Origin of the sequence: Rhizobium sp. N621 (assembly GCF_001664325.1) — a bacterium.
In the GTDB taxonomy this organism is placed as follows: Bacteria; Pseudomonadota; Alphaproteobacteria; order Rhizobiales; family Rhizobiaceae; genus Rhizobium; species Rhizobium esperanzae.
This window is the reverse complement of sequence record NZ_CP013495.1, coordinates 2,367,841-2,389,874: the sequence shown is the minus strand read 5'-3', so window position 1 is coordinate 2,389,874 and position 22,034 is coordinate 2,367,841. Positions and strand designations below refer to the sequence as shown.

General features: G+C 61.6%; 20 protein-coding genes. 9 read left to right on the top strand and 11 right to left on the bottom strand.

Translation table 11 applies throughout. The features are described from left to right. Position 1: 1 nt before the first annotated feature. The 3 genes from AMK00_RS11625 to AMK00_RS11615 all read right to left on the bottom strand — a co-directional run bounded on the left by AMK00_RS11625 (position 2) and on the right by AMK00_RS11615 (position 2,547). Complete coding sequence (locus tag AMK00_RS11625) at positions 2 to 727, bottom strand: DUF2259 domain-containing protein (protein WP_064810470.1); 726 nt, start codon at positions 725 to 727, stop codon at positions 2 to 4. Continuing rightward, positions 724 to 1,401, bottom strand: coding sequence for a ribulose-phosphate 3-epimerase (rpe, locus tag AMK00_RS11620; RefSeq protein WP_064802854.1), 678 nt, complete (start codon positions 1,399 to 1,401; stop codon positions 724 to 726). Before rpe ends, AMK00_RS11625 begins: the two co-directional genes overlap by 4 nt. A gap of 63 nt (positions 1,402 to 1,464) precedes the next feature. Next, on the bottom strand, positions 1,465 to 2,547 hold the full coding sequence (locus tag AMK00_RS11615) for an ABC transporter substrate-binding protein (protein ID WP_064802852.1): 1,083 nt from the start codon (positions 2,545 to 2,547) through the stop codon (positions 1,465 to 1,467). 277 nt (positions 2,548 to 2,824) lie between these two features. Here AMK00_RS11615 and AMK00_RS11610 point away from each other — a divergent pair, with 277 nt between their 5' ends. Then, complete coding sequence (locus AMK00_RS11610) at positions 2,825 to 3,319, top strand: flavin reductase (RefSeq protein WP_064802850.1); 495 nt, start codon at positions 2,825 to 2,827, stop codon at positions 3,317 to 3,319. A gap of 31 nt (positions 3,320 to 3,350) precedes the next feature. After that, positions 3,351 to 3,671 (top strand): TfoX/Sxy family protein, encoded by a 321-nt coding sequence (locus AMK00_RS11605; protein WP_064802848.1) that lies wholly within the window; start codon positions 3,351 to 3,353, stop codon positions 3,669 to 3,671. A gap of 350 nt (positions 3,672 to 4,021) precedes the next feature. On the opposite strand, the gene AMK00_RS11600 is transcribed toward AMK00_RS11605, so the two are convergent. The 5 genes from AMK00_RS11600 to AMK00_RS11580 form a co-directional block, all read right to left on the bottom strand. After that, complete coding sequence (locus tag AMK00_RS11600; RefSeq protein ID WP_064810469.1) at positions 4,022 to 4,444, bottom strand: NUDIX domain-containing protein; 423 nt, start codon at positions 4,442 to 4,444, stop codon at positions 4,022 to 4,024. Between the two features lie 7 nt (positions 4,445 to 4,451). Next, entirely contained in the window at positions 4,452 to 5,951 is a 1,500-nt protein-coding gene (locus AMK00_RS11595; protein WP_064810468.1) for a DEAD/DEAH box helicase, read from the bottom strand. 157 nt (positions 5,952 to 6,108) lie between these two features. Then, positions 6,109 to 7,422, bottom strand: a complete 1,314-nt coding sequence (locus AMK00_RS11590; protein WP_064810467.1) for a peptidoglycan DD-metalloendopeptidase family protein — start codon at positions 7,420 to 7,422, stop codon at positions 6,109 to 6,111. Between the two features lie 105 nt (positions 7,423 to 7,527). Next, entirely contained in the window at positions 7,528 to 8,355 is an 828-nt protein-coding gene (locus tag AMK00_RS11585; RefSeq protein ID WP_064810466.1) for a ferritin-like domain-containing protein, read from the bottom strand. Further along, positions 8,352 to 8,825, bottom strand: coding sequence for a peroxiredoxin (locus AMK00_RS11580; RefSeq protein ID WP_064802838.1), 474 nt, complete (start codon positions 8,823 to 8,825; stop codon positions 8,352 to 8,354). The genes AMK00_RS11585 and AMK00_RS11580 overlap by 4 nt, the downstream gene beginning before the upstream one ends. A gap of 125 nt (positions 8,826 to 8,950) precedes the next feature. Here AMK00_RS11580 and AMK00_RS11575 point away from each other — a divergent pair, with 125 nt between their 5' ends. Beyond that, entirely contained in the window at positions 8,951 to 12,349 is a 3,399-nt protein-coding gene (locus AMK00_RS11575; protein ID WP_064810465.1) for a YhdP family protein, read from the top strand. 12 nt (positions 12,350 to 12,361) lie between these two features. On the opposite strand, the gene AMK00_RS11570 is transcribed toward AMK00_RS11575, so the two are convergent. Next, complete coding sequence (locus AMK00_RS11570; protein ID WP_064810464.1) at positions 12,362 to 14,023, bottom strand: alpha-amylase family protein; 1,662 nt, start codon at positions 14,021 to 14,023, stop codon at positions 12,362 to 12,364. A gap of 197 nt (positions 14,024 to 14,220) precedes the next feature. Here AMK00_RS11570 and AMK00_RS32995 point away from each other — a divergent pair, with 197 nt between their 5' ends. Beyond that, entirely contained in the window at positions 14,221 to 14,502 is a 282-nt protein-coding gene (locus AMK00_RS32995; RefSeq protein ID WP_064810463.1) for a hypothetical protein, read from the top strand. 335 nt (positions 14,503 to 14,837) lie between these two features. On the opposite strand, the gene tyrS is transcribed toward AMK00_RS32995, so the two are convergent. Beyond that, on the bottom strand, positions 14,838 to 16,094 hold the full coding sequence (gene tyrS / locus AMK00_RS11560; protein WP_064810462.1) for a tyrosine--tRNA ligase: 1,257 nt from the start codon (positions 16,092 to 16,094) through the stop codon (positions 14,838 to 14,840). A 130-nt stretch (positions 16,095 to 16,224) separates the two neighbouring features. On the opposite strand from tyrS, the gene AMK00_RS11555 reads away from it, so the two are divergent. Together AMK00_RS11555 and AMK00_RS11550 are read left to right on the top strand one after the other, a co-directional pair. Further along, positions 16,225 to 17,337 (top strand): anhydro-N-acetylmuramic acid kinase, encoded by a 1,113-nt coding sequence (locus AMK00_RS11555; protein ID WP_064810461.1) that lies wholly within the window; start codon positions 16,225 to 16,227, stop codon positions 17,335 to 17,337. After that, a complete protein-coding gene (locus AMK00_RS11550; protein WP_064802828.1) occupies positions 17,334 to 17,870 on the top strand; it encodes a GNAT family N-acetyltransferase in 537 nt (178 codons plus the stop codon). Before AMK00_RS11555 ends, AMK00_RS11550 begins: the two co-directional genes overlap by 4 nt. 33 nt (positions 17,871 to 17,903) lie before the next feature. Here the strand turns inward: AMK00_RS11550 and AMK00_RS11545 are convergent, their stop codons facing one another. Continuing rightward, positions 17,904 to 18,581, bottom strand: a complete 678-nt coding sequence (locus AMK00_RS11545) for an alpha/beta hydrolase (RefSeq protein WP_064705075.1) — start codon at positions 18,579 to 18,581, stop codon at positions 17,904 to 17,906. 217 nt (positions 18,582 to 18,798) lie between these two features. Between AMK00_RS11545 and AMK00_RS11540 the strand changes: the two genes are divergently transcribed. The 3 genes from AMK00_RS11540 (at position 18,799) to AMK00_RS11530 (ending at position 21,981) form a co-directional block, all read left to right on the top strand. After that, a complete protein-coding gene (locus AMK00_RS11540; protein ID WP_064810460.1) occupies positions 18,799 to 19,965 on the top strand; it encodes a cysteine desulfurase family protein in 1,167 nt (388 codons plus the stop codon). A gap of 144 nt (positions 19,966 to 20,109) precedes the next feature. Next, positions 20,110 to 21,579 carry a Fe-S cluster assembly protein SufB gene (sufB, locus tag AMK00_RS11535; protein ID WP_064802824.1) on the top strand — a complete coding sequence of 490 codons (1,470 nt, stop codon included), beginning with the start codon at positions 20,110 to 20,112 and terminating at the stop codon, positions 21,577 to 21,579. Between the two features lie 60 nt (positions 21,580 to 21,639). Further along, the gene (locus tag AMK00_RS11530) at positions 21,640 to 21,981 is read left to right on the top strand and encodes a GIY-YIG nuclease family protein (protein WP_064810459.1); all 342 of its coding nucleotides are present in this window, start codon (positions 21,640 to 21,642) and stop codon (positions 21,979 to 21,981) included. Positions 21,982 to 22,034 lie beyond the last annotated feature (53 nt).

Sequence of the window (22,034 nt, the reverse complement as noted above, 5' to 3'; positions counted from 1 at the left end):
CTCAGGGATGGACCGGGACGGCGATCCAGCGTCCGTTCCTCTCAGCATCGAAGGCGAGGACGAGTGCAATGTGAATTTGATTTCCGCCCTCCGGTTGGTAGACCACCGCGCCGCCGATCCTGAATTCGACCGAGCATGTGCGCTCGGCCGGAACAGCTGTTGCCTGCCGCGCCGCCTGACGGTTCGGGACACCTTCCTTCTCGATCATCTGCAGGCTGAAGCCAAGGATCCGCTTGTCGACCGTTGCGCATTCCTTCGGCGTCGGCACCGGCATCTCGCCGAGTGAGAGCGTATAGGGCGTCTTCGGCGGTCCATCGATCGCAAGTGTGGTGTAGCGAAGCGTCTTCGAGGGCGAGCCGAGCTCGGTTGGCGGGTTGAAGGCGGCAATCAGACCCGGATTTGTCAGAAGGTCGTACTTATCCATCTGACTGCGCGCCGCCGTCAGGTTCTGGCGGCGGGCCTTGGAAAGATTGGCGTCCTTATCCGTCAGTTCGGTGCGGAAGGGGGTGCCTTCGAGATATTGGCCGCTGTCGGTATTGATGAAGTAGGTTTCGGAATAGGGGACGCTGCCGCTTTCCTTGATGCCGAATTCCTGAAATGCAAAGATCTTGCCGTCGGCGGAAAAACCGATTGGCTGGATGCTGGCAATGTCGCCGGCCAGCGACAAGCCGGGCAGGCCGGCCAATGCGGCGGCAAGCATGCCGCCAATGATCAGACTCTTCTTCATGTTCGTGCCCCTTCGGCTGCCTGACGCAATTCGGCGACGGTCCTACGGTAGCTGTCGACCGTACCACCCTTGAAAATTGCCGAGCCGGCGACGAGCACGTTGCCGCCGGCTCGCGCGATATCAGGCGCCGTTTCCACGGTGACGCCGCCGTCGACCTCGAGCTCGATCGGCCGGTCACCGATCAGAGACTTTGCCGCGGCGATCTTGGCCGTCATTGCGGGAATGAATTTCTGTCCGCCGAAACCGGGATTGACCGACATGATGAGGATGAGGTCGACGTCGTCGAGCACGTTCTCGATGGCGCTCAGCGGCGTAGCCGGATTGATCGTCACGCCGACCTTCTTGCCGAGATTGCGGATGGTCTGCAGCGAGCGGTGCAGATGTGGCCCGGATTCGGTGTGGACGGTGATGCGGTCGCAGCCGGCCTTGGCGAAGGCTTCGAGATAATCATCGACCGGAGAGATCATCAAATGGCAGTCGAAAGTGGCTGAAGTGTAGGAACGCAGTGATTTGATGACATCGGGACCGAAGGAGATGTTCGGCACGAAATGCCCATCCATCACGTCGAGGTGGATCCAATCGGCGCCGGCGGCGGTGACGTCGCGCACCTCCTCGCCGAGCCTGGCGAAATCCGCCGCGAGGATCGAAGGGGCAATGCGAATGGGCAGCGTCATCAAGTCTTACTCCCGTATGGGCGCCACTTGCGCACGGCGCCGAAATTCAGGGCTGGCAGCCGCTCATTGCGTCGGCGCAGCAGGTGGAAAAAAGCCATTGCCCCGCCATTCGAGCAGGCGGTAGGGGTTTTGCGAAAGCTCATGCGCGCCGGTGAAGGCGACGGCGCCGATCGGTGTCTGGAACGTCGTGCCGACAAGTGTCTCCCGCAGCGGCTTGCCGGCGGCAGCGGCGGCTTCGGCCGCCCGGCCGGCAATCAGGGCCGCCGCCAGGGATGGCAGGACATAACCTTCAGGCTCGGTGCCCTTGGCGCGCAAAGCGCCGGCCGCCGGCCCGCCTTCCGGTAAAAGCGCATATTCGGGCAGGGCGACGGCACGCACGCCGGGAGTGAGAGGCAGCGGCTGATCGGCGGCGCGCATGGCATCGCCGCCGAGGATCGACAGCGGAATGTTTTCCGCCTTGGCGTCGCGGGCCATGACGGCAACATCGTTGCGATCGCCGCCAACGAAGACCCTTGTGGCGCCGGCCCGTTTCAGGCGGCGCACCAGAGCGATCTGCTGCTCCTGTCCCGGCCGGTAGGTATCGGTGAAAACCGGCTTCAGGCCGTTCTGCTCCAGCGCATTGCGCACAGCTTCCGTCAGTTCGCGGCCATGAATGGTGCCGTCCTCGATCAGCGCGATCGGGTCGGCTGCCCAGTCCTTAAGGATCACCTCGATGATCTTTGCTGCCTCAGTGCCATCGGCCGGTGCCAAGCGGAAGAGCGGCCAGCCGTTTTTCAGCGCATCCTCCATCAGAATGCGCGAACGTGCCGAAACGGTGATCGCGGGAATATTGGCGTCCTTCAGCTTCGGCAGTGCGCCTTCCAGCGTCTCACTGCAGAGAAAACCGATTGCGATCTGAACCTTGGCATTGACGAGCGCATCGGCGACCGCCGCGCCGCTATTGTCCTCGCAGGTCTCGTTGACGGCGACGAGTGTATTACCGGACTGCTGGATCTCGAAACCGGCGCCGGCAGCGATCTGCGCGCCGAGGAGGCCGAGCGGCCCGCCCTGCGGGGCGACGACGCCGATCGTCACGCCGGCCGCATGGCCTTGGGCCGCCGTTCCGAGCAGCGTCAGAAAGGCTGCTATGCCACGCAGGTTGATCATGAAAGGCGAAGATCCCTAGCCATCGTCCATGCCCTTTTATCCGCAAGGCCGCAATCGTCAAAGAAAAACAAGCGGAACCCGACGCTTTTCACCGGTCCTATTGTAGAAAAGGTAACCGATGCTCGCCATATTGGCGCGATAGCAAGTCGAACTACGGTGTCGGACGTCATTTCAGTCGCGCAAAGGACACTGTAGCATTTTGAATTGCTGCATAGTTCTCCTAAATCGATCCCGATTTAAGGAACGACGCAGGCAGAAGAGCGCGCGGGAGAAGCACGTGTTGAACAGGCAGCATATCGACCCCGGCCTTTATCGCGATGCCATGAGCCGTTATGCCGGTCATGTGCAGCTCGTGACGACGGCGATGGAAGGTCTGCGCCGCGGCGTCACCATCACCGCCGCCTGCTCGGTCTCGGACAATCCGGCTTCGGTGCTGTTCTGCCTCAACAACACCAATCCGAAGAACGAGATCTTTTTCCGAAGCGGCATCTTCGTGCTCAACACGCTCGGCGCCCACCACCAGGGCGTCGCCGACGCTTTCTCCGGGCGCACCGCGATTGCCAATGACGAGCGCTTCGCCAGCGGCCGTTTCGATACGCTCGTCACCGGCGCCCCCGTTCTTGCCGATGCGCTCGCGGCCTTCGATTGCCGGGTGACAGACATCAAGGAAATGCCGACGCACAATGTCATCTTCGGTGAGGTTGCCGCCGTCCGCTTCAGCGAGAAGCACCCGGCGCTCATCTATATGAACCGGGATTATCACACGCTGTAATGCGGCTGGCGGGGATGCGAGGAAACAGAGAATGGATAATGCCGGGATCGAGGAAATGTTTCAGGGGCTCGGCCCCGTCACGATCAAGCGCATGTTCGGCGGCAAGGGCATTTATCATCTCGGGCGCATCGTCGCCGTCGAAGTGCGCGACGAGATGCTGCTGAAGGCCGATGAGAAAAGCGCTCCGGAATTTGCCGCAGCCGGCGCCACGCAATGGGCCTATGAGGGCAAGAAGGGTAAACCGGTGAAAATGCCCTATTGGTCGATCCCCGAAGAGGCCTACGACGATCCCGATCTGATGGCGAAATGGGTAAGGCTTGCCTATGAGGCGGCGCTGCGCGCAGAGGATTAGAGCCTTTCCTGGTTAGATTGAAGCATTCTGCCGGAGCAGGTTTTCGTCAGGGCAGAGGCGATTGGCGATGGGCATACCCCCAGGTATGTCCGAGCCGATCGCCTTTGATCCTGGCGGAAACATGCCCGGCCCACCGGCCGCACCGCTTCGCCACGGCGAAGCGACAAGTGCGTCCGGCGATTCCAAAGTCTTGCAGATTTGCCAGGCAAATCTGCGGGAGGGTTGGCTGAAATGGGCCGGCTGGTCGACCGGCCGGCTTGGCCGTAGAACCGGGCTACGACGCGCGCCGGCCGGTCGACCATCCGACTCCGTTTGAGCCACAGAATGCTTCAATCTAACCAGGAAAGGCTCTAACCGCGTTCGGCAGTCGGCAAGGCTGCTATCGCCGCCCTGGTGAAGGCCGACAGCGGCGTGGGCAAATCCGTCAGGGCAAACCAGCCGAAATCCGAAAGCTTGTCCGGTTCTGTCAATTGCGGCTCGCCGCCAATGTCGTGGGCGAGATAAAGGATGGAGATCCAGTGCTGGCGGTCGGCATCGATGATCTGTTCGGTCACGCCGATCCGTTCGATCCGACCGATCTTGAGGCCGGTTTCTTCTTCGGCTTCGCGTCGCGCGGCTTCTTCAGCCGGTTCCATGTGATCGACCTTGCCGCCGACGATGTTCCAGTAGCCGGCTTCAGGCGGGCGCATGCGCTTATAGAGAAGGATCCTGCCTTGGCGCAGGATCACCAAACCGACGCCGAGGCCCGGAAAGTCGACGCCGGGCCTGCTCATTGGATGCTCAGACCTTGGCGCTGCCGGCGATCAGCATGAAGGCCGGGATGTCGTCGCCGAAGCCGACCGGGGTCGGGCCGTCGTCGTGATCGCGATGACGGCGGCGGTCGCGGCTGTCGTCGTTTGCCGGGTAAGGCCGATTGTTGCGCGCATTGTTTTGCGGCTTCTGCTCTGCTTTGCGCTCGTTCTTCACGACTTCGGCCTTTGCTGGTGCTGCTGCGATCACTTGGACGTCATTATCCTGTATGTCGTTATCAGATTTATGACTCGCAGCACTGTGCCTGCCGCGCCCGCGCCCGCGATCCTTGTCGCCACGTTCGCGTCCGTTGCGGCGCGGACGGTCGCTGTCCTTGCCTTCTTCCGCCGGTGGCAGCGAGTTCAGGTCGCCATTCAGCCATTCGACATTTTCGCCGATCAGCTTCTCGATCGCGTCGACGAATTTCGTGTCGCGCTTGGTGACGAGAGTGAAGGCGGCGCCGGAGCGGCCGGCGCGGCCGGTGCGGCCGATGCGGTGGACATAGTCCTCGGAGTGGATCGGCACGTCGAAATTGAAGACGTGGCTGACATCGGGAATGTCGAGACCTCGGGCGGCAACGTCGGAGGCCACCAGCAGCTGGAGGTTGCCGTCACGGAAGTTCTGCAGCATCGTCGTGCGGGAACGCTGGTCCATGTCGCCATGCAACGCACCGACGGAGAAGCCGTGGCGTTCGAGCGAACGGAAGAGATCGGCGACATCCTTCTTGCGGTTGCAGAAGATGATGGCGTTCTTGAGTTCGGTCTGGGCGCGGACGAGTTCACGCAGAACCGCGCGCTTCTCGTAATCCTTGCTGTGCGAGGCGACGAAGCGCTGCGTCACGGTCTTTGCGGCCGAAGCGGGCTTTGCCACTTCGATGCGCTCCGGATTCTGCAGGAATCGGTCGGCCAGCTTCTGAATTTCCGGCGGCATGGTGGCCGAGAAGAACAGCGTCTGGCGGGTGAAGGGAATGAGCTTGGCGATGCGCTCGATGTCGGGAATGAAGCCCATGTCGAGCATGCGGTCGGCTTCGTCGATGACGAGGATTTCGACGCCGCTCATCAAGAGCTTGCCACGCTCGAAATGGTCGAGCAGGCGACCGGGCGTGCAGATCAGCACGTCGGCGCCGCGCTCCAGCTTGCGATCCTGGTCCTCGAAGGAAACGCCGCCGATCAGCAGGGCGACGTTGAGGCGGTGGTTCTTACCGTATTTCTCGAAATTCTCGGCGACCTGGGCGGCGAGTTCGCGCGTCGGCTCCAGGATCAGCGTGCGGGGCATGCGGGCGCGGGCGCGGCCCTTTTCCAGAAGCGACAGCATCGGCAGGACAAAAGATGCCGTTTTGCCGGTGCCCGTCTGCGCGATGCCGCAAATGTCGCGACGCTCGAGCGCAAAGGGAATGGCCCCCGCCTGGATAGGTGTGGGGATCGTATAGCCCGCGTCTGTGACAGCGGATAGCACTTTTTGGCTCAAGCCAAGGTCAGCGAATGTCGTCAAAGGGAAAACAGTTTCCGTTCCGGTTCGGCCGAGCTCTGAACGAGTCGGCGGGATTGCATGCCGCAATGCAGCGCGACATAGCCCCGAATGGCCGGCAAGTCAAGAAATAGAGAGGCCGCACCCTGTGCAGAGTGAAGCTTTGGTTACCGGGTGGGTATTACTTGATATAGGTGGCGAGTTTAAGGCCGGCATTCATGAAATATACTGGATCGACCGCACGGCCGTTCTGGCGCACTTCATAGTGCAGATGCGTGCCCGTCGAGCGACCGGTGCTGCCGGCAAGGCCGATGACGTCGTTGCGGTCGACAGTATCGCCGGCCGTGACCAGGACCTGGGACATGTGGCCGTAACGCGTCGAGATGCCGTTGCCGTGATCGATCTCGACCATATTTCCGTAACCGCCTGTCCAGCCGGCTGATATCACCTTACCGGGCGCCGTCGGCCGGATCTTTTCACCCGGCGAAAAGCGGAAGTCTATGCCGGAATGCAGCGCCAGGCGGCCGAGGAAAGGATCCCGGCGGTTGCCGAAGGGGCTGGTCATTTCCTTGCCGAGAGCGGGGTTGCGGAAGGGCAGGGATTCGGCGGTGCTGCGTACAGCTTCGAGCCGTGTCAGCGCGCCGTCGAGAGCGATCAGCGAATTGTTGAAATCGTCATTGCTCTCCGGCTCGACATAGGGACCGCCGACGGCGCTGTCATCCCAGCCCTGCTTGGCAGCGGTCTCGGGCATGGGGATCTTGAACCGGGTCAGCACGCTCTCGATGGCGTTGGCGGCGTTGCCGGCGTCGCTCGTCAGCTGCTCGACGCGGTTGCGCTGGTCCTGTTCGACATCCTTCAGCGACAGCGTCACCTTGGAGAAGATGCGGTCGGCGCGATCGCCGACCGTCTCGGTGGCCGGCACGTAGGCGAGGGTCGTATTGTCGGGAGTGGCGTCGGCCGGTGCGCCGCCTGCCAGCTGTTTCTCGATCGCCTCAATGCCGCTTTCGCCGAGCGAAGCGCGCTTGTCCTTGATGGCGGGGGCATAGGATTGCGCAGGCGAAGACGGCGCGCTGTCCTTATCCGTGAGCCCGGAGCTTTCGGCGCGGTCGAGCAGATTGTCGAGCTTGCCGTGGCGTGAGGTGAGCGCCATCTGCTGTTCCATCAGCTTGTCGACCTTGTCTTCCACCACCTGCTGGTCGAGAAGCTGACGGGAGGTGATGCGGTCGACCTGGGCGCGAAGGGCGGCGATACGGTCCTCATAGTCGTGCTGCATGCGGGCCTGGCGCGCCATGGTGGCGCCGATCAGGTTGTCGCGCAGCACGAGATAGGAGGTCGCCAGGAGATAGCCGATGGAAAAGACGCCGACGAAGCAGAAGGCGAGGGCGGCCATCCACGGCCGAACCCTCATATGGCGAACCTTGTCACCGCTTGCCAGGATCAGAATATGTTCCTGCGCCCGCTTGCCGAATACCCGGTGCTGATGTCCGCCGTTCACGCAGGCTCTCCCGATTGATGCTCTACGCCTCTTTCGGAAAATTAGACACGTTTATGGTTAATGAATGCTTTCGTCGTCGGCGTTTACGTCAGAAAATCAATCAGCTCAGGCATGGCTGATCGATGCCAATGAGCGGTAGAAGGATGGCGTCAGCCCGGCTTCGGCGCGGGCGAGATCGTTGAAAGGCGGCTTCAGCGGTCCGCGGAAATTGGCGCGCACCAGCTCCTGAAAGGCCTTTGCCGGATCGCGCTTCTCCCGCGCGCAGAGGAAGCGGAACCATTTGGCGCCGACGGCGACGTGGCCTTTCTCGTCGTTGTAGATGACATCGAGCACCGCTGCGCTTTCGAGATCGCCGGTTTCACGCATTTTCGCCTGCAGCGAAGGGGTGACGTCGAGACCACGGGCTTCCAGAATGAGCGGCACGACCGCGAGTCTGGCAGTCAGGTCGTTGCGCGTCGAATGGGCCGCCTGCCACAGCCCGTCATGGGCGGGAAGATCGCCGTAATCGGCGCCGAGATCGTTCAGGCGGGCGCGCACCATGCGGAAATGCTTCGCCTCCTCGAAGGCGACCTGCATCCAGCCGTCGAAGAAGGAATTCGGCACCGGCTCGGTCGCGAATCGCGCGACGATATCGAGCGCGAGATCGACGGCGTTGAGCTCGATATGGGCAATGGCATGGAGGAGGGCGATCCGGCCTTTCAGCGTGTGCAGCGAGCGCTTTTCCACCTGGGTCGGCGGCGTCAGCACCGGTTTCTCGGGACGGCCGGGCCTCTCGGGCAGAGCTGCGTCGAGCGGTGAGCGCAGCGACACCCGGCGGGCGAACCAGCGGGTGGCGCTTTCCTGCGCAAGGGCGGTCTTGCGGTCGAGGTCGGCCGATCGGATGGCGTCGATAGCGCCGCCGCGCAGCGAGCTTATCGCGAGATCACCGGTCACGCGGCCAGATTCCTGACGGCCTCGAGCACGGTCTCGGCATGGCCCTGTACCTTCACCTTCTGCCAGATCGTCGCGATCGTGCCGTCCTGGCGGATGAGGAAAGTCGTGCGCTCCACGCCCATGAAGTTGCGGCCGTACATGCTCTTTTCCTTCCAGACGCCATAGGCCTGCAGCGTCGTCTTATCCTCATCCGAGGCGAGCGCGACCGAAAGACGGTGCTTTCTGATGAATTTGTCATGGCAGGCGGCCGAATCGGGCGACATGCCGATAACGGCGGCACCTGCTGCTTCAAACTCCGGCGCCAGCGCAGTGAAAGCCAGCGATTCGGCGGTGCAGCCCGTCGTATCATCCTTGGGATAGAAGAAGATAACGAGCGGCCGGCCATGAAAATCGGATAGCGAGACACGGCCGCCGCCATCGCGGGGGAGGTTGAAGTCGGGGGCCAGGGCACCGATGCCGGGAACCGCCATTGGGAAAACCTTTCTTTTGCCGGGTTTGTGGATGACACTCTCTCTCCCCGAATTATATAGTGGACGGAAACCCGTCCAGCATGGCCGGGTTCAATTCTTCGATTTAAGGGAGAGCCCGAGGGCGCATGTCAGCCATCCGCGGCGAAAAGGTCACGTTTCGCAAGAAGGATATCGTTGCGCTGGACCGCTTGCCGTCCGCTCAGTCCGAGGATCCGATCATCGTTCATTGCCCGCCGCCGCGTTCGCCGATGCGACGGACGGCGAAGCTGACGTCGGTTTTTCTCGGACTGATTCTCCTTATCCTTGCTGTCATCGTCTTCACCGTCGAAAGCGGCATGTTCGACAAGCCGCTGTCGCAACAGGCGCAGGCGGCGCTAGATGGCGTGGCCGGGCCGCGCTACCGTGTCGAAGTCGGCTCCACCGTCATCCGTTTCACCTCCGACTTCCGGCTGGCGCTGGAAGCGCGCAACGTCAACATGATCGATCAGAAGAGCGGCCAGCACCTGTCGACGACGGGTTCGGTGCGCCTGGGTCTCGATCCGCTGCAGCTTTTCCGCGGCCGTATCGCCGTTGCGGACATCGAAGCGGAGGACATCGCACTCGACACCGCGCTTCTGCCCTCCGGCAACCCGGTCAAGCTTGACGATCTGCGCATTGACGCCATGCCGGCGGCGATGGAGACGATCTTCGAGCAACTCGACATGTTCGACAGCATCGTGACGCGCGGCTCGACGAATTCCGTGCGCATCTCCGGCATCGACATCAAGCTTGCCGATACGGCGAACGGTCCGCTGTCGCTTGTCGTCGACAATCTGGTATTCGCTCATGGCGGGCCATCCTCGCTGCAATTGAGAGGCGAGGTTGCGCTTAACGGCGAGGTGGCGGAACTCGACGTGCTGGCCGAGAAGGAAGGCGGCCAGGTATCGAAGGTGGTGGCGACGCTCAAGCACGCGAACCTCACGCCGTTTACGCTGAAACGCAACGATCAGGGCGTGATACGGCAAGGGCTTAACACTTTTGCCGACCTGACGGTGTCGGCCACGAGGACGCGCGATGGCGTCGAACCGGCCCTCGCGGCGACGATCGACATCGATCCCGGTCTGATCTATGCCGATGGCGATCCGCAGGAGCTGTCGGGCGGGCAAATCAATCTGGCCTATGACTTCACCAAGCAGACAGTCGAGATTGCTAAATCGAATCTCCGGTTCGGCGCGACCACGCTGCCCCTCAATGGCGCGCTGATCGATCTCGACAAACTCGACCCCAAAGCCGGCAAGGGCTTCGGCATCGATCTGCTCGTCAGCGGCGGCACCGCCGCCCCGAGCGGCTCCGGCGAACAGCCTGTTGCCTTCGACATCCAGGCGACCGGACGCTATATGGTCGCCGGCCGGGAATTCCTGTTCCCCAACATGACCGTCTCCAGCCCGCTCGGCGCGCTTTACGGGGCGTTGCACATCAGGCTGGGTGAAAAATCACCGGAAATCAGCTTCGCCGGCCAGTCCAGAGAGCTGCAGACGACGGCGATCAAGCAGCTCTGGCCGTTCTGGATGGCGCCCAAGGTGCGCACCTGGGTGCATGGCAATCTCTTCGGCGGCACTGTCACCGATGCTTCGATTTCAGTCTTCATTCCATTCGGCCGGCTTGACGAGGCAGCCGGCGGTAAAGGATTGAAGCTCGACGCCAATCAGATCCGCATCGGCTTCGATATTGCCGGCGCGCGGATGAACGTCGCCGGCGACATTCCGCCGGTCCGTGATACGGCGGCGCATTTCGATCTGACCGGTGCCGTTGCGACGATTTCGATCAAGAGCGGCATGTCCTATTTCCCCTCCGGTCGGTCCGTCGGCCTCGGGCAGGGGACGTTCGTCATACCGTCCGCCTACGACAAACCGCTGATGGCCGATATCGATCTTGCGGTATCGGGTGCTGCGGACGCCATAGGCGAACTCCTCACCTATAAGCCGGTCCGGGTGCTGCAGCGCGCCGGCTTTACGCCCGACGATTTCAAGGGACATATCGACGCGAATGTGAAGGCGCATTTCGGACTGCTCTCTTCGCAAAACCCGCCGCCGGCCGAGTGGAAGGCCGCCCTGAAGCTCGCTGACGTCGATCTTGCCAAGCCGTTTTCCGGCCGCACGATCAGCAATGTCAGCGGCATGCTGAACGGCGATCCGAAGCAGATCACGCTCGACGCCAAAGGCGAAATCGACGGCATTCCCGCCAATATCGATCTGACCGAGCCGGTCGAGGCGTCGTCTGGCGTGCAGCGGCAGCGCGTAATCACGGCGACGCTCTCCGATGAGCAGCGCAGCAAGGTAATGCCCGGGCTTTCCGATATCGTCAGGGGCAACCTGAAGATGGTGCTGACGCGGATCGACGACGACCGGCAAAACGTTCAACTCGACCTCACCAAAACGATGCTCGACCTGCCCTGGATCGGCTGGTCGAAAGGCAGCGGCATTGCCGCCTCCGCCGAATTCGAGATGTCCGGCCCGCCCGAGAATGCCGAGATCAAGAATTTCCGGCTGAAGGGTGACGGCTTCGGCGCCAGCGGATCGCTTGTTGTCGGCAAGGCCGGCCTTATTTCGGCGGATTTCGACAGTGTCAGGCTCTCCTCGCTCGATGATTTCGCTCTGTCGGTCAAGCGCAGCAAGGGTAATTTCGACGTCTCCGTTTCCGGGGACAGCGCCGATGCGCGGCCGGTCATCGCCCGATTAAAATCGGGCTCGGAGGGCGGCGAGGACGGCGACGGCGATAACACCAGCGTATCGGTGCGCGCCAAGCTGAAAAACGTCGTCGGCTTCAACGACGAGAAGATCGGCAATTTCCAGGCGCAGGTGTCGCTGCGCGGCGACAAGCTGCAGACGCTGAATTTTTCCGGCGTCACCGGCAGCGGCGAGGCGGTTGTCAGCCAGATGAAGGACGGAGGTGTCATTAATATCACCAGCGGCGATGCCGGTGCGGTATCGCGTTTTGCCGATCTCTATCAGCACATACAGGGCGGCCTGCTCAACTTGGCGATCCGGCTTTCGCCGCAGGGCGGATGGGACGGCTCGCTCGATGTGCGCCGCTTCTCGATCGTCAACGAACAGCGCCTGCATTCGATCGTCTCGACACCTGTCGGCAACGAGCAGCGAAGCCTCAACGAGGCGGTCAAACGCGACATCGACACCTCGTCGCAACGCTTCCAGCGCGGCTTTGCCCGCGTCATCTCGCGCAACGGCATGGTCGGTATCGAGAACGGCGTGCTGCGCGGCGACCAGATCGGCGCGACTTTCCAGGGCGTGGTGCGCGACCGCAAGGGCAATATGGATATGACGGGCACCTTCATGCCGGCCTACGGCCTTAATCGCCTCTTTGCCGAATTGCCGCTGATCGGCGTGATCCTCGGCAATGGCAGCGACCGCGGCCTGATCGGCATCACTTTCAAGCTCACCGGCAAGTTCGACCAGCCGAACCTGCAGATCAATCCGCTGTCGATCATCGCGCCTGGTGTTTTCCGGCAGATTTTCGAATTCCAGTGAGGGAAGCGAGACTTAGATTTCTTTCCGCCTGAGGAGATAGTCTAGGCCGCCGACCCGATACCAGCGGTAGCCATAGGCATCGAGCATGACCGTATGGCGCCCTTTGTCGTCGGCTTCACTACTTGCCCCATCGGCAATATCGATCAGCAATCGCCCGAGTTCACCAACATCAGGATCGAAGGTCACTTCCGTCGGGTGCGGATGCAGGTTGTGCAGGATGAGCACCGAATTGCCGCGCCAGTCATAACGCAGCGCCAGTAGGCCGGCGTCACCTGTGTCGACCGCTGAGAAATCGCCCCAGCCGATCTCGGGAGCCTCCTTGCGCATCCGGATCATCCGCTCGGTCCAGTTCAAGAGCGAATTCGGATCGCGCCGCTGGACCGCGACATTGATATGCTCGAAGCCGTAGGGGCCGTCCTTGATAACAGGCGAAACGGGCTTTGCGCTTTTGGTGAAACCGCCTTCCGGTTCCATCGACCATTGCATCGGGGTGCGCGTGCAGTTGCGCTCTGGCAGGCACAAATCATCGCCCATGCCGATTTCATCGCCGTAGCGGATGACCGGTGTTCCGGGCAGCGAGAACAGCAGGCTGTAGGCCAGCTCGATCCTGCGACGGTCGCCGCCGAGCATGGGCGCCAGGCGCCGGCGAATGCCCCTGTCGTAAAGCTGCATGCCCTTCTCGGGTCCAAACGCGGCGAGTACCGCGTCGCGCTGCTTATCCGTCAGGCGACCGAGATCGAGTTCATCGTGGTTGCGAAGAAACAGCCCCCATTGCGCGGTCGCCGGGCGCGGCTTCGTGGCCTCCATCGCCTTCTTCAGAGGTCGCGTGTCGGCCGTGGCGAGAGCATAAAACAGCGTCTGATTGACCTGGAAATTGAACATCATCTGCATGCGGTCGCCATCGTCGCCGAAATATTCGAAATTGTCCTTCGGCAGGATATTGGCCTCCGCCAGCACGATGGAATCTCCCATGCGCCATTGCAGGAATTCGCGAAATTTCCTCAGCATGTCGAACTGCTCGACCGGCTTGGTGACCTCGGCGCCCTTTGTGGCGATGATGAAGGGGGCGGCGTCCATCCGGAAACCCGAGACGCCGAGCTGGATCCAGAAGCCCATGATCTTAAGGATCTCCGCCTGGACCTCGGGATTGGACGTGTTGAGATCGGGCTGGTGATCGTAGAAGCGATGAAAATAATAGCCTTTAGCTTTTTCGTCATAGGTCCAGGTCGTCTTCTGTACGCCCGGGAAAACCATGCCCTGATCCGCGTTGGCGGGCTTTTTGTCTGACCAGACGTACCACTCGCGATAGCGTGAATGCGGGTCGCTCCTAGCGTCTTCGAACCAGGGATGATCCTTGGAGGTGTGATTGATCACCAGATCGATCAACACCCGGATGCCCCGCTGTTTGGCACCATGGGTGAACTCGACGAAATCGCCGAGCGAGCCATAGCGTGGGTCGACATTATAGTAATCGGAGACGTCGTAGCCGTCGTCCCGACCGGGCGACGTCTGGAACGGCATGAGCCAGATCGCTGTCACGCCGAGGCCGGAGAGATAGTCGAGACGGCGCATCAGGCCCTGGAAATCGCCCACACCGTCGCCGTTCGCATCCATGAAGGTCTCGACGGACAGGCAGTAGATGACGGCGTTCTTATACCAGAGGTCGTTGATCATGCCGGCGCTCCAAATGCATCTGGTCGCAAATCCCGTCGGGCGGAAAAGGTTCCGGAAGACGATATCGTGGCGCGGATAGTTGGATAATTCCGACCTATGGCGACAGGCTGGTCATTGATGCTTTGATTATTTTAGAGAATTCTGATGTAATATTGGTGCCAGCTGCGGCAGCGGCCGGCGCAATGTCGGAGGATGCCATGCAGTGCGCCCGGACAGTCTCTTTCCTATCGGCCACCGTGATGGCCGTGACAGTTGGCGAGGCCTCGAACTCTGCAGAAAAAGGCGGACGGCTGAAGCCGGTGAAGAGCACCCCCTCCGAGCATGTCCTCCTGGTTCCCCTCGACGCAAAGATGTCGCCGCCGATTTTCTCGATCGGCTGGTGGTCGCGCGTACGACCTGCTTCGGAGGTCAATCCGCCCGGACCTCTCCTTCGAGAGACGAAACAAGACGAAGCGGAATACCGATCGCCGGCCGACTGATCCGCGCCAAAAGAAAAGCCGGCGCGGTGGGCGCCGGCTTCAAGATACGTTCAGTTGAAGCCACCTAGAGCTTTTCCGGGTTAGATTGAAGCATTCTGTTGGCTCAAACGGAGTCGGATGGTCGACCGGCCGGCGCGCGTCGTAGCCCAGCTCTACGGCCAAGCCGGCCGGTCGATCAGCCGGCCCGTTTCAGCCAACCCGGAGGGCCGGGCATCTTTCCGCCAGGATCAGAGGCGATCGGCTCGGACGTACCGAGGGGTATGTCCGTCGCCAATCGCCTCTGCCCTGACGAAAACCTGCTCCGGCAGAATGCTTCAATCTAACCCGGAAAAGCTCTAGGCCGCGCGGCGGATCAGGATGTGCTTCTTCTTGCCGAGCGAGAGCTTGATGACGCCGTCGGCGGTAATTTCGCCGCTGCCGATCAGGCGGCGTTCGTCGCTGACAGCCTCGTCATTGATGCGCACTGCGCCGCCCTGGACGTGGCGACGGGCTTCGCCGTTGGAGCCGGCCAGGCCGGCGCGGACCATCAGCGACAGCAGGCCGATGCCGCCGTCGAGTTCGGTGGCCGGGATCTCGACCGAAGGCAGGTTTTCGGCGACGCGGCCTTCCTCGAAGGTAGTGCGGGCCGTTTCGGCGGATGCTTCGGCCGCCACGCGACCGTGGACGATCGCGGTCGCTTCGGTGGCGAGAATCTTCTTCGCCTCGTTGATTTCGGCGCCGCCGAGGGCCTCGAGCCTGGCGATCTCTGCCAGCGGCAGGCGGGTGAAGATCTTCAGGAAGCGGCCGACATCGGCATCCTCGGTGTTGCGCCAATACTGCCAGAAATCATAGGGGCTGAAGACATCCTCGTTCAGCCAGACGGCGCCGGAGGCGCTCTTGCCCATCTTGGCGCCTGAGCTCGTGGTCAGAAGCGGCGTCGTCAGCGCGTAGAGCTGCTGCGTCCCCATGCGGTGACCGAGATCGACGCCGTTGATGATGTTACCCCATTGATCCGAACCGCCCATCTGCAGGCGGCAGCCGTAGCGGCGGCTGAGTTCGACGAAGTCGTAGCCCTGCATGATCATGTAGTTGAATTCGAGGAAGGAGAGCGACTGCTCGCGGTCGAGGCGCAGCTTGACGCTATCGAAGGAGAGCATGCGGTTGACCGAGAAATGCCGCCCGACATCCCGCAGGAATTCGACATAGTTGAGCTTCATCAGCCAATCGGCATTGTTGACCATGAAGGCGTCGGTCGGACCGTCACCGAAGCGCAGGATGCGCGAGAAGATCTTCTTGATGCCCTCGATGTTGGTGTTGATCGCCTCCGGCGTTAAAAGCTTGCGCTGCTCGTCACGGAAGGAGGGGTCGCCGACCATCGAGGTGCCGCCGCCCATTAGCGCGATCGGCCGGTGGCCGGTCTCCTGCAGCCAGTAGAGCATGGTGGCAGAGATCAAATTACCGATATGCAGGCTCGTCGCCGTTGCGTCGTAGCCGACATAGGCCGTCACGACCTCCTTAGCGAACAGGTCGTCGAGGCCGCTTTCATCGGAAACCTGATGAATGAAGCCGCGCTCTTTCAGCGTGCGGAGGAAATCGGACTTGAACTCGGACATGGCTTTCGTCTCTTCGTGCCTGCGCTGCGCCCACAGGCTTCACGCAACTTCGTTGTTGTTGATCTGTCGCGGCGCGTTTAGCACTGTTTTTACAAAAGTGCATCCGGGAATCGCATGGGAGGCAAGCCTCATGGATGTGGTCAGAACCGCGATCGGCCTGATGAGCGGCACGTCGATGGATGGAATCGATGTCGCGCTGATCAGGACCGACGGCCGCGGCTTCATCGAGCGCGGGCCGTTTCTCGGCATGCCATATGATGCAGAGTTTCGCGGACGGCTCAAACGGGCGCTGGAACTGGCACGGCCGCTCCGCGACAGGAACGAACGGCCGGGAGAACTTCGCGAGATTGAGCTCGAGCTGACCCAACGGCATGCAACTGCCGTTACGGCATTTCTCGAGCGTTTCGGGTTCGCTGCCAATGGCGTCGACGTTCTCGGTTTCCATGGCCAGACGGTGCTCCACCGGCCGGACGAGGGACTGACGATACAGATCGGCGACGGCTGGGAATTGGCGCGCCGGTCGGGCTTATCAGTAGTCTACGACATGCGTGCCAACGACATGGTGCATGGCGGGCAGGGTGCACCGCTGGTGCCGGCCTATCACGCAGCACTGGCGGGAAAATTCCAGCAGGCGGGAGAGGCGGTATGCTTCGTCAATATCGGCGGCATCTCCAACCTCACCTATATCGGCGCTGACGGCCGGATCGCCGCCTTCGACAGCGGCCCTGGCAATACGCTGATCGACCAATGGATAGAGATGCAGACCGGCAGAACCTACGATCCCGGCGGCGAGATCGGCGGACGCGGCAAGGTGATCCCCGCTTTGGCGGAGCGGTATCTCGACAGCCCGTTCTTCCGCGGCAATGTTCGCCGCTCGCTCGATCGCGGCGATTTCGTGCCGCTTCGGCCTGATGAGGCGAGCCTCGAAGACGGTGCCCGGACGCTTGCGCATGTCGCCGCCGCATCGATCGTCAAATCCGCCGGATTTCTGCCCGAATGTCCCTCGGCCTATATCGTCTGCGGCGGCGGGCGGCTGAACGGCACCTTGATGGCCGAACTCTCGGCGATGGCCGAGGGATCGAGAGTGTTGAGCGCCGAGGCCGCGGGCTTCGACGGCGATGCGATGGAGGCCGAGGCCTGGGCATATCTCGCCGTACGCTCGCTGGACGGGCTGCCGCTGACCTTTCCCGGCACGACGGGAGTTGCGGCTCCCGTCAGCGGCGGCGTGCTGGCAATGCCATGACAAGCGAAAGCCCGATATTGAAGACGCCGCGGCTGCGCTTTGTCATGTGGGACGAAGGCGACGCTGCCCTGTTGCAGCAACTGCATTCAACGCCGGCGACGACGCGCTACCTTCCGGGCAACGCTCCCTGGAGTCTCGATAAGGCCGAGACCCGGTTGCGCGGCTGGTTGGAGGAGCAGGCGCGCGACGGCACGACCAAATATAAGCTTCTTGCCGAGGACGGCGGCTTCGTTGGCCGCGCCGGCATTTCTCGGTTCGGGAGCGAAGAATTCGAACTCGGCTATTCTCTGCGCGAAGAGACGTGGGGAAAAGGCCTGGCGACGGAGGCGGCGAGCGCGCTGGCCGACTGGTTCTTCGCAAGGGAGTTCGCGTCGGGCTTCATCGCCTTCACGCATCCCGAAAACATTGCTTCGCAGCAGGTCCTCAGGAAGATCGGCATGCGCGAACGCGCGCCGATCTTGATCGATGGAGTGCTCGACACGGCATTCGAGCTGACTGCCGGCATGCGGTCGTGGAAGCCCAGCGCGTTGTGACGATGGCGGTGGGCAGACGCCGGGGTTATGCGGTCAGCGGATCCGCTTGGCCGCCGGCTCTGGCACCAGCTCGCCGTTGAGGCGACGGTCGAGATAATCCTCGCATTCGCTCATCAGCGTCTCCACCTGACCATTGAAGAAGTGATTGGCGTTGGCGACGGTGCGATGGGTGATGAGGATGCCTTTCTGGGTCTTCAGTTTTTCCACAAGGCCGTTGACATCCTTTTCCGGCGCCACCTTGTCGGCCTCGCCGTTGATGATCAGGCCAGACGAGGGGCAGGGCGCCAGGAAGGAGAAGTCGTAGGTATTCGGCTGCGGGGCGATCGACATGAAGCCCTCGATCTCCGGCCGGCGCATCAGAAGCTGCATGCCGATCCAGGCGCCGAAGGAATAGCCGGCGACCCAGCAGGTTTTGGAATCGGGATGCAGGCTCTGCACCCAGTCGAGCGCGGAGGCGGCGTCGGACAGTTCGCCGGCGCCGTGGTCGAATTCGCCCTGGCTGCGGCCGATGCCCCGGAAGTTGAAGCGCAGCGTCGTGAATCCGCGCTTCTGAAACATGTAGAAGAGCTGGTAGACGATCTGGTTGTTCATCGTGCCGCCGAACTGCGGATGCGGATGTAGGATGAGCGCGATGGGCGCGCTTTTTTCCTTGGAGGGCTGGTAGCGGCCTTCAAGACGGCCGGCTGGGCCGTTGAAAATAACTTCGGGCATTGGTACTCCGGGTTTTATTTCGCGTTCGCGCTGCGTTGGACGACAACATGACTTGACTAATGTTGTCAGCTTTTCTAAAACGCAGTTTAGAACAATTCGAAACTTGCATGGCGATCCACGCGTCGTGGAACGTGTCATAAGGCAAGCCCGGCGGAAATTTCAAGAAAAATGCACCGCGGCCGCTGAAGCAAGCTCGTCAAGCGCAGGACTGAAGATCATGGCGCCGCCACGCCTTTATCTCGACTGGAATGCCACAGCGCCGCTGCACCCCGCAGCACGCGAGGCGATCATGCGCGCCATCGACATATTCGGCAATCCGAACAGCGTGCATGGGGAGGGGCGTGCCGCCCGAGCCGCCATCGAAGGCGCACGGCGCAAGGTGGCCGCTCTTGCCGGCACCGATCCGGGCAACGTGATCTTCACCAGTGGCGCGACGGAAGCCGCCAATCTGGTGCTGACGCCGGATTTTCGTATGGGCCGCACGCCGCTTCAACTCGGGCACCTCTATTTTTCCGCCGTCGAGCACCTGGCTGTACGAGAGGGAGGTCGATTCCCGAAGGACCGCACGACCGAGATCCCGGTGACCGACGCCGGTATCGTCGATCTGCAAGCGCTGGCCGCATTGCTCGATGCCCATGACAAATCGACAGGTCTTCCGATGGTGGCGATTATGTTCGTCAACAACGAGACGGGCATCGTCCAGCCGGTCGAAGAAGCGGCCAAGATTGTGCGGGCGCACGGTGGTCTCTTTGTTGTCGACGCCGTGCAGGCCGCCGGTCGTCTGCCGATCGAGATCGAACGCATCGGCGCGGATTTCATCATCGTCTCCTCTCACAAGATCGGCGGACCGAAGGGGGCGGGTGCATTGATCGCGCGCGGCGAGGCGCTGATGCCGAAGGCGCTGATCCGCGGCGGCGGGCAGGAGAAAGGTCACCGCTCGGGAACGCAGAATTCGCTGGCGCTGATTGGCTTCGGAGCTGCGGCGGAAGCGGTGCTTCAGGATCTTGAGGAACGGAACGCTGCGATTGCTGCGCTGCGCGGCAGGCTGGAAGCCGGCATGCACGCCGCAGCGCCCGATGTCATCATCCACGGCGCCGGTGGTCCGAGAGTCGCCAACACGATTTTCTTCACGCTCCCTTGCCTGAAGGCGGAGACTGGGCAGATCGCTTTCGATCTTGAAGGCGTCGCCCTTTCGGCGGGCTCTGCCTGCTCATCCGGCAAGGTCGGCGAAAGCCATGTGCTGACGGCGATGGGGCGTGACGCCAAGCTGGGGGCATTGCGCATCTCGCTCGGCTTTTCCACAACGGAAGAGGATATCGATAGGGCGATTGCCGCCTTCGCGAAGATCGCCTGCCGGCGCAGGTCGGCGGGCGAGGCGGCCTGACCGCATCATAAACTTGCGGAAACGCAAATTTCTGCTTGCCAATCGGGCTGAAAAGTCCCTTTTGGCCTCTTACATCAGGGCAAAGAGATTTGCCCTTGCGCTACAAGCTGCCGGACCTTGTATCCGGCGAGATTGGAGAATGAAATGGCTGCCGTGCAGGAAACGATCGACCAGGTCCGCCTGATCGATGTGGACCAGTACAAATACGGTTTCGAGACCGTCATCGAAATGGATAAGGCGCCGAAGGGCCTGTCCGAGGATATCATTCGCTTCATTTCGGCCAAGAAGCAGGAGCCGGAGTGGATGCTGGAATGGCGTCTCGAGGCTTATCGGCGCTGGCTGACTCTGGAAGAGCCGACCTGGGCGCGCGTCAATTATCCGAAGATCGATTTCAACGACATCCACTATTACGCCGCGCCGAAGAGCGCGCCGGGTCCGAAGTCGCTCGACGAGGTCGATCCGGAGCTCTTGAAGGTCTATGAGAAGCTTGGCATCCCGCTGCGCGAGCAGGAAATCCTGGCCGGCGTCGAGAAGCCGAAGATCGCCGTCGACGCCGTTTTCGACAGCGTCTCGGTCGTCACCACCTTCAAGGCGGAGCTGAAGAAGGCAGGCGTGATCTTCATGTCGATCTCCGAAGCCATTCGCGAACATCCCGATCTGGTTCGCAAATATCTCGGCTCGGTCGTGCCGACCTCGGACAATTATTACGCGACGCTGAATTCGGCTGTTTTCACCGACGGCTCCTTCGTTTTCGTGCCGAAGGGCGTTCGCTGCCCGATGGAGCTTTCCACCTATTTCCGCATCAACGAGAAGGGCACCGGCCAGTTTGAGCGCACGCTGATCATCGCCGAAGAGGGCGCCTACGTCTCTTACCTCGAAGGCTGCACGGCGCCGCAGCGCGATGAAAACCAGCTGCATGCGGCCGTGGTCGAGCTCGTGGCGCTCGACGATGCCGAGATCAAGTATTCCACCGTCCAGAACTGGTATCCGGGCGACAAGGAAGGCAAGGGCGGCATCTACAACTTCGTCACCAAGCGCGGCGATTGCCGCGGTCACCGCTCGAAGATTTCCTGGACGCAGGTCGAAACCGGCTCGGCGATCACCTGGAAATATCCGTCCTGCATCCTGCGCGGCGACGACTCCAGAGGCGAATTCTATTCGATCGCCGTCTCCAACGGCCATCAGCAGATCGATAGCGGCACCAAGATGATCCATCTCGGCAAGAACACGTCGAGCCGCATCGTCTCCAAGGGTATCGCCGCCGGCGTTTCCAACAACACCTATCGCGGCCAGGTCTCTGCCCACCGCAAGGCGTCGAACGCACGCAACTTCACCCAGTGCGATTCGCTGCTGATCGGCGACAAGTGCGGCGCCCATACGGTACCCTACATCGAGGCGAAGAATTCAACGGCGCAGTTCGAGCACGAAGCGACGACCTCGAAGATCTCCGAGGATCAGCTGTTCTACTGCCTGCAGCGCGGCATCCCGACCGAAGCGGCGATCGCGCTGATCGTCAACGGCTTCGTCAAGGAAGTGCTGCAGGAGCTGCCGATGGAGTTCGCCGTCGAGGCGCAGAAGCTGATCAGCATCTCGCTGGAAGGGAGTGTTGGCTAAGCGGTTTTCCGTCATCCTCGGGCTTGTCCCGAGGATCTAAGCACGTCTGCGGAGCATGGGGTGAGCGGGTTTGTCTACATGATGTCCGACAAACCAAGAGGTGTAATCTACACCGGCGTCACCAGCGATCTGCAGGGGCGCATTTGGGAACACCGCAACGAAATCCATAAGGGTTTTACGGAGAAATACAGAGCGAAAAACCTCGTCTGGTTTGAGTATCATCCCAATATTGTGTTGGCGATCCAGCGGGAGAAGTCGCTGAAGCGTTATTTGCGCGAATGGAAAATTAAGCTCATCGAGGAGCTCAATCCGACCTGGATGGACCTCTACGAGCGCATCGATGAAATTGAGAATGTCTATCGACCGCATCCGAATACGCGGGAGTGGAGCGATTACAATTGAGGGCTTAGATCCTCGGGACAAGCCCGAGGATGACGGACGAGGCCGGTGCGAAC